General features: G+C 64.2%; 7 protein-coding genes. 4 read left to right on the top strand and 3 right to left on the bottom strand.

Annotated features, from left to right (window positions below; genetic code table 11):
• From AC1P6P_RS05490 to AC1P6P_RS05475, 4 genes are all read left to right on the top strand, one after another.
• On the top strand, positions 1 to 1,664 hold a 1,664-nt coding region (locus AC1P6P_RS05490; RefSeq protein WP_481401428.1), incomplete at its 5' end, for an ATP-dependent DNA helicase.
• Between the two features lie 44 nt (positions 1,665 to 1,708).
• Positions 1,709 to 2,587 (top strand): hypothetical protein, encoded by an 879-nt coding sequence (locus tag AC1P6P_RS05485; RefSeq protein ID WP_481401427.1) that lies wholly within the window; start codon positions 1,709 to 1,711, stop codon positions 2,585 to 2,587.
• A 70-nt stretch (positions 2,588 to 2,657) separates the two neighbouring features.
• Positions 2,658 to 3,821, top strand: a complete 1,164-nt coding sequence (locus AC1P6P_RS05480) for a 2'-deoxycytidine 5'-triphosphate deaminase (RefSeq protein WP_481401426.1) — start codon at positions 2,658 to 2,660, stop codon at positions 3,819 to 3,821.
• Between the two features lie 328 nt (positions 3,822 to 4,149).
• Positions 4,150 to 4,632: a YbhB/YbcL family Raf kinase inhibitor-like protein gene (locus AC1P6P_RS05475; protein WP_481401429.1), complete on the top strand. Its 483-nt coding sequence runs from the start codon at positions 4,150 to 4,152 to the stop codon at positions 4,630 to 4,632.
• A 79-nt stretch (positions 4,633 to 4,711) separates the two neighbouring features.
• Here AC1P6P_RS05475 and AC1P6P_RS05470 read toward each other — a convergent pair whose 3' ends face one another.
• From AC1P6P_RS05470 to AC1P6P_RS05460, 3 genes are all read right to left on the bottom strand, one after another.
• The gene (locus tag AC1P6P_RS05470) at positions 4,712 to 5,629 is read right to left on the bottom strand and encodes a retroviral-like aspartic protease family protein (protein WP_481401425.1); all 918 of its coding nucleotides are present in this window, start codon (positions 5,627 to 5,629) and stop codon (positions 4,712 to 4,714) included.
• A 116-nt stretch (positions 5,630 to 5,745) separates the two neighbouring features.
• Positions 5,746 to 6,690 (bottom strand): retroviral-like aspartic protease family protein, encoded by a 945-nt coding sequence (locus AC1P6P_RS05465; RefSeq protein ID WP_481401424.1) that lies wholly within the window; start codon positions 6,688 to 6,690, stop codon positions 5,746 to 5,748.
• A gap of 48 nt (positions 6,691 to 6,738) precedes the next feature.
• On the bottom strand, positions 6,739 to 8,022 hold a 1,284-nt coding region (locus AC1P6P_RS05460), incomplete at its 5' end, for a vitamin B12 dependent-methionine synthase activation domain-containing protein (protein WP_481401423.1).

The raw sequence follows: 8,022 nt of genomic DNA, 5'->3' as shown, positions 1-8,022 counted from the left end.
CGCTGCGCGAAATCACCGACCGGCGCGGCGAATGCATCTATGCCGGCTGCCCGCACTATCGCACCTGCTTCATCGAGAAGATCGTGCGCCGCGCCAAGAATGCCGAGATCGTCGTCGCCAATCATGCTCTCGTCATCGCCAATGCGGCGCAGGACTGGCTGGGGACGGACGAAAACACCGACACGTCGGGCGAGCGGCGCACGCGCTATGTCTTCGACGAAGGCCATCATCTGTTCGACGCCGCCGACTCCGGTTTCGCCGCCGCCGTCTCCGGCACCGAAATGGCCGACATGCGCCGCTGGGTGCGAGGCCCCGAAGGGCGGGCGCGCAGCCGCTCGCGCGGTCTCGAAGAGCGGCTGAAGGAATTGGTCGACGGCAACGACGATGCCACGCGGGCGCTGGAAGAAGCCGTCGCGGCGGCGACCGTCTTGGCCGGCGAAGGCTGGACGTCGCGATTGGGTTCGCCGCATGGGCCGGGCGAAGTCTTCCTCGCCACCGTCTACCAGCATGTCCGCGCCCGCTGCGAAGATCACGACCAGTTCTATTCGGCCGAATGCGAAACGACCCCTTTGACCGATGAATTGATCGAATCCGCCCAAGGCCTCGGCAAGGGTCTCAAGCGCCTTGCGGTGCCGCTGATGCGTCTGGCGAAAGCGTTGCGCACGACGCTGGACGACAAAGCGAGCGAACTCGAACCCTATCAGCGGGCCCGCATCGATGCGGCGGCGCGCGGATTGGAATGGCGCGGCAAGATCGTGCTGCCGGCGTGGATGAGCATGCTGGAGGCGCTCGAGACCGGCGAAGTCAACGACGATTTCGTCGACTGGTTCGAGATCACCCGCGAGGACGGGCGCGGCCAGGATATCGGCCTCGAGCGGCGCTGGGTCGATCCCACCGTGCCGCTGGCGAGCGAAGTCTTGGCCCATGCTCACGGCGCGCTGGTCACCTCGGCGACCTTGCGCGATGCCGGCAACGAGGACGACTGGCAATCGGCGGAAGTCAGGACCGGCGTCGCCCATCTGCCCGAACCGGCCAAGCGCGCCAGTTTCGGCTCGCCGTTCGCCTATGCCGAGCAGTCGCGCGTGTTCATCGTGCGCGATGTGGAGCGGCGCAATCCCGAGCAGATGGCGGCGGCGTTCCGCGAACTCTTTTTGGCCGCGGGCGGCGGCGCGCTCGGATTGTTCACCGCGGTCAGGGCTCTCAAAAACGTCGAAGCGAAAATCGCCGGTCCGCTCGCCGAAGCGGGGCTGACGCTTTACGCCCAGCACATCGACCGCCTCGACACCGGCGCGCTGGTCGACCTGTTCCGCTCGGAAGAAAACTCATGCCTGCTCGGCACCGATGCCTTGCGCGACGGCGTCGACGTGCCGGGACGCTCGCTGCGGCTGGTGGTGTTCGACAAGGTGCCGTGGCCCAAGCCCACCATCCTGCACAAGGCGCGGCGGGCCCGCTTCGGCCGCTCCTATGACGATCTGCTGACGCGATTACGGTTGAAGCAGGCGTTCGGCCGGCTGATCCGCGGCGGCCACGACAAAGGCTGTTTCGTCATCCTGGAGTCGGCGACGCCGTCGCGGCTGTTGACCGCTTTTCCGCCGGAAACCCCGGTCACGCGCTGCGGCCTTGCCGAAGCCGTGCGCGAAATCCGCGAGTTTCTCGCGAGCTGACGCCGCGCGTGCTATTGTGCCGGAGACAGGAGCAGGGGGATTTAATGAAAACGATTATGCTTGCGGCGCTCTTCGCTACGTTCGGCGCCATGGCAACGGCCGACGAAACCCTGCTGGTGCCGCCCTACTCCACCACCGCGCCGTGGAAGAACATCACCGACATGACCAACGCGCAGATGCTGATGCGCGAATGGATTCCGGCCGACCAGAACATCGACGACATCCACGATATTATCACCGAGCAGCACCTCTTTCGTCCGATGGTGCCGGCCCAGTTCGTCAAGAACATGTTCCAACTGGTCGGCAGCCGCTGCACCAATCTGCGGGTGAATGGCCCGGTCCAGCATGTCGAAAACGGCTTCGCTGTCGCCTATGCGCAAATCTATTGTTCGCGCCAGAAAGGCACCGACAAGGACGTCGACATTTTCGTCAAGGCCATCGCCGGCACCAAGGCGTTCTATGTCGTGCAATATGAAATCCGCCGTCCCGCCGACAAGAACGGCATCGGCGGCATTGTCCAATTCAGCGGCGACCAGCTGGAGGCAATGAAGGCGTTGATGGCGCGCCAAGCCGGCGCCAACAAATTCCTCGGCGAGCAGGTGAAGCTGTGCGCCGCCATCGATGCAGCCGGCACCTGCCAGCCCGGCACTGCCACCCCACCTCCGGCGCCCGCCGCCGCTGCGCGGCCCGGCGACGTGCGCCGCCTCGCCGATGATGTTTCGGCCCAATACGGTTTTGTGCCCGGCAAGACCACGGCCGACGAGGTGAAGAAGAAGTTCGGCAAGCCGGCGGTCGAGAACCACAATCCCGACGGCCGCTCGGTGCTGATGTTCGACGCGCCCGAGGGCAAAGGGCGGATGCTCGGCGTCCTGTTCGATTCTGCCGGGATTCTGACCGCGATTCGCCTCTACGGCACCGAATAGGCGTGAAAATCCGTGGGTTTCTTTGCGCCCAAGGATGACGGGGAATGCGCGCCACGCTAGGTTCCGGCCCATGAGCACCGAAAAGCCGACCGAAAATCCCGCCGATGACAGCCTGTTCGCGCCCGACGAGCCGGAAAGCTATGGCAGGCATTCCACCGGCATCCTGCCCGGCCATGTCCTGAAACGCCTGATCCGGGCGCATCGCGAAGTGGTGGCGACTGAGGATTTCGACGAGGCCCAGATCCAGCCCGCCAGCATCGACCTCCGGCTTGGCTCGGTCGCCTGGCGCGTGCGCGCGAGTTTCCTGCCCGGTCCCAATGCCACGGTCGAGGAGAAACTTACCAGCGCGGCGCTGCACGAGATCGACATTTCCAACGGCGCGGTGCTGGAGACCGGTTGCGTCTACGTCGTGCCGCTGCTCGAAAGCGCCGACTTCAGTTTCCGCGTGTCGGGCATCGCCAATCCGAAAAGCTCCACCGGACGGCTCGATGTTTTCACCCGCCTGATCACCGACCGGGCGCAAAGCTTCGACCGCGTCGAAACCGGCTATCACGGCCCGCTCTATGCCGAGATATCCCCGCGCACCTTCCCGGTGCTGGTGCGCAAGGGCTCGCGGCTGAATCAGCTTCGCGTGCGCCGCGGCTCACCGCAGTTCACCGACACCCAGCTGCGGCGCCTGCACGCCGAAAGTCCGCTGGTCGATTGCGAACCCAACATCGACGGCGGCCTCGGCCTCTCGGTCGATTTGCAGGGCATTGCGGGCGTGGCGCAGATCGGCTGGCGCGCCAAGCATCACACCAACATCATCGACGTCGACCGCCGCGCCGTGCTCGATCCGCACGAATTCTGGGACGCGATCGAGCCGTCGAAGTCCGGCAACATCGTGCTCGACCCCGACGAGTTCTACATCCTGGCCTCGCGCGAGGCGGTCGCCATCCCGCCCGAATATGCCGCCGAAATGGTTCCCTTTAACCCGCTGGTCGGTGAGTTCCGCGTCCATTACGCCGGCTTTTTCGATCCCGGCTTCGGCTACCAGGCCGGCAAGCCACCCGCGGCGCGTGCCGTCCTGGAGGTGCGCAGCCATGAGGTGCCGTTTATCCTCGAACATGGCCAAACCATCGGCCGGTTGGTGTTCGAGCGCCTCACCGAAGTTCCCGCGGAGGCCTACGGCGAGGGCATCGGCTCGCATTACCAGCGCCAAGGTTTGAAGCTTTCTAAACACTTCGCCGATTAACCTTGTCCAATTGTTGCCTCGAATCCACAAGCGCGCGCAAACCCGACAGGTGAGACGGTAGAGCCCGTTGCGAAAGTGGTGCGGGTTTGGACTATTGCGCCTGCCGCGGATGACAACGGCAGAGGGGCTAAGTCTCCGCGTTAGGGTCCGCATTGAAGGGGGCAGCATGAGGCGGCTACGGCGCGGAAACGTGCCGGCCGCCTCATGAGTTTCCAGGGCACACGCTCCGCGTTAGTATGTGTTTCGAACGCTCCGGAGCCGGCGCATGCTCGTTCGCCTTATCATTTTAGCGCTGGCCGGACTCGCAACGGTGATCCCGATGAGCGCAATGCCTTTCATGCTGTCTTCGCCGGGCCTGCCCGACGGCGCCACCGTACCGATGGTGCACGTCTATAGCGGTTATGGTTACCAGGGGCAGAACCGCTCGCCGGCCCTCGTCTGGCGCGGGGCGCCGGTCGCCACCAAGAGCTTCGCCATCACCTGTTACGACCCCGATGCACCTCATCCCGGCGGCTGGTGGCACTGGTTCGTGTTTGACCTGCCGGCCGGTATCACAAGTGTGCCCGAAAACGCCAGCGCCCATGGCCTGCCGCCCGGCGCCATCCAATCAATCACCGATTTCGGCCCACCCGGCTACGGTGGCCCCGCCCCGCCGCCCGGCCCGGCGCATCGCTACATCTTCACCGTCTATGCCCTGAAGGTGGAAAAGCTCGGGCTCGGCGCCAACGACAAGATGACGGCGGTCGATGCCGCGATCAAACGCCAAGCCCTGGCGTCGGCCTCGTTCACGGTGAAGTTCGGGCATCCCTGAAGCAATGGACGCTGATCAGCGCCAGCGTGATGCTCGGCCTCGCCGACGGCTGGCCTGGAGCGAACGGCGCTGACACGCTTCAATGCGCGTCGACCGACGTCACGTAGAGCTGCTTCTCCTGGTACGCAATGTAGAAGTGCAGCTTGCGCAGGATCGACATGCCGAACAGCGCATCGGTTTCCAGTTCGCGGGCGCGTTCGGTGGTGTGGATCAGGATACGGGGATTCTGCACCGACACATCGCCCAGCGACAGGGACTTGAAGCGGTAGGCGAAGTTTTCCTTGCCGGCCGCTTCCATGCCCGGCGACGTTTCGTCGAGGTGGAACCACACCTTTGCCTGCATCATGTTGATGCCAGTGTTGGGAGCGCCGGTATCAAGGATCGCCGGCACACGCTGGCCGTCCAGGGTCAGATCCAAGCGGATGTGCGGATCGCTCACGTTGACGATGTCGTTGGCATCGGTGCTGGCGAAGCGAATAGGCACGACGGCGACGTTGGCGGCATCGGTCCAATACACGACCTGACCCGGGCAGCGGTGCGGCGCAAACAGGTTCATCTTGTGATTGGCGAAATCGATCTCGACGTCGAAGTGGCGCAGAAAATCCGCTCCCATGATGCCGTCGGCCTCCGGCATTTCGACCGGCATGACGAAGAACAGCGCTTTCGGCGCCGTCATGCCACCCAAAGTGAATTCCTTGGTCTTGACGTAATATTTCGCCTCGCCGCCGGCATAGGGCATATAGGGGCGCCCGCCCGAAATGATGCGCGGCTCTGCGCCGATACGTTGGGCCGCCGCCTGCGACAAGGCCGAATGGCCCGACCCGGTATCGACGATCAGGCGCACCGGCTTTCCCTCGACCAAGGCCGGAACGATGATGCGCCAGGGATGGCTCTGTTCGATCGGCAGCGACGCCGCCAGCTGCAGCCGGCAGTCCTGCTGCGCCAGTGCCGGAACGGCGAATGCCAGCGCCGCCAGCGCAATCTTCAGAAACCGCATCGTGCCCCCCTACGTTCGAACCAGAATAACAACCGCGCGTGACAGTCTATTCCGCCGAAGAATCCGGCGCAAAGCCAAGGTGCCGCACCGGACTGCCAGCCATTCGAGATGGCACGCTAATTCCGTGGATTCGCCGCCGTCACGTAGAGGTTCTTTTCGCGGTAGGCGATATAGACGTGCAGCTTGCGCAAGACCGACAGCCCCAGAATCATCGGCGTCGAGTCCGGTCCCATCTGCGATTGGGTCTCCGGCACCAAGACGATGTCGGGATTATCCACCGTGACATGGCCGAAGCGCATCTGCTTGAACGGGAAGCGCTTGGCGCCGGAGAGATTGCGGAAGCGTTTGTCGTCGCCGAGTCGGGGATCGTCCTCGGCGATCGCGAACATCCGGCGGGCGCGATCAAGGCCCATCACCGACAGCGACGCGCCGGTGTCGATATCGGCCCTGACATCCTCGCCGTCGAGATCAACGTGAGTGAGAATGTGGACGCCGTCTGCACCGCGGACGAGCGGGATCGGCTCGAGTTTTTCGGTGGTCCAATAACCGACCCGACCGGCACAGTGATCCTTCGAGAACAGGTTCACTTTGCCGCCGACAAAATCGATATCAAGATCGAAATTGCCGAGGAAATCCGGACCCAACAGGCCATCAATGCCGTCCGGCAGATGGCCCGCCGGCAGCAGCGGATAGGAATAGCGCGGCGTCGAAATGTTGCCGATGCGGAATTCGGCGGTGCTGACGAAACGGCGCAGCGGCGTGCCGCCGTACATGATAACGCCGACTTCGGACCGCGTTTCGATCGCCATGCCAAGCGCCACGGCCTTGGCTTCGCTGAAGCAGGTGAAATAGGCGCCGGTGTCGACCATCATGCGCAGCGGTTTGTCGCCGATCATGTTTTCGATCACAATCAGGCCACCGAACGGAATCATGGCGAACGAGGCGACCCGCCGCATCCGGCAATCCTCTTCGGCGCCGGCTCGCCCCAGCACTAGAGCTGCTGCACCCATTCCAAGAATAGTCCGGCGCTTGAGCGCAACCGGCGTCGCACGATCATCCATCGCAAGCCCCCCGTGAAGCGCTCACGATAGAACCGCACGGACCGCGGTTCAATTCGTATCGGGCCGGTAGTTCAAATTCGGCGCCAGCCAGCGTTCGGCGTCGGCGACGCTCCAGCCCTTGCGGGCGGCGTAGTCTTCCACCTGATCCTTCTCGATCTTGCCGAGACCGAAATAGCGCGCGCCCGGATGCGAGAAATAAAGTCCCGATACCGACGAACCCGGCCACATCGCAAAACTTTCGGTCAGCCGCACCCCGGTGCGCGCTTCGCCCTCGATCAGCGAGAACAATGTCTCCTTTTCCGTGTGGTCGGGTTGGGCGGGATAGCCGGGCGCGGGACGGATGCCGCAATACTTTTCCGCGATGATGTCTTCATTGGACAGCGTTTCGTCGCTCGCGTAGCCCCAGAACTCGCGCCGCACCCGCGCATGCAGGCGTTCGGCAAAGGCTTCCGCCAGTCGGTCGGCGAGCGCGCGCAGCAGAATGGCGGAATAATCGTCTTTCTCGGCTTCGAACGCCTTCAGGCGCGCCTCTTCGCCATGCCCGGCCGTAACCACGAAGCCACCGACGTAATCGGGCACACCGGCGGGCGCGACGAAATCGGCGAGTGCCAGATTGGCCCGCCCCGGATCGCGCACCATCTGCTGGCGCAAGGTGTGGAGCGTGGCGACCGGCGCCGTGCGGCTGTCGTCAGCAAACACCGCGATATCGTCTCCGGTCTGGTTGGCCGGGAAGAAGCCGATGGCGGCGTTGGCGGTGAGCCATTTGCCGGCAACGATCTTCTTCAGCATCGCAGTGGCGTCGTTGAATAGCGCGGTCGCGGCCGCGGCGGTCTTCGGCGCCGTCACGATATCAGGATAGCGGCCCGACATTTCCCAGGCGTGGAAGAACGGCGTCCAGTCGATGACCGGCACCAACTCGCCGAGATCGTAGTTCGCCAGCGTCTTGCGCCCGAGGAACGACGGTTTCGGCGGCGCATAGGACTTCCAATCCGGCGCGAAGCGGTTGGCGCGGGCCTCGGCAATGGACAGCCGGCGGGCGGGCGCATGCTGGGCGGCATGGACGCGCGCAACCTCCTCATACTCGCGGCGGATGCCGTCGGCGTACCCGGCATTGGTCTTCGACAACAGATTGGAAACGACACCGACGGCGCGGCTGGCATCGGCGACATACACCGTCTGGCCGCGACGATAATTGGGATCGATCTTGACTGCGGTATGGACGCGGGATGTGGTGGCGCCGCCGATCATCAAAGGAATGGCGAAGCCCTGCCGCTCCATCTCCGACGCGACGTAGCACATCTCGTCGAGCGACGGCGTGATCAGGCCGGAAAG

The sequence above is a fragment of the Rhizomicrobium sp. genome (assembly GCF_056722145.1).
The sequence above is the reverse complement of the archived record's forward strand: the minus strand, read 5'-3'. Positions and strand labels throughout refer to the sequence as shown.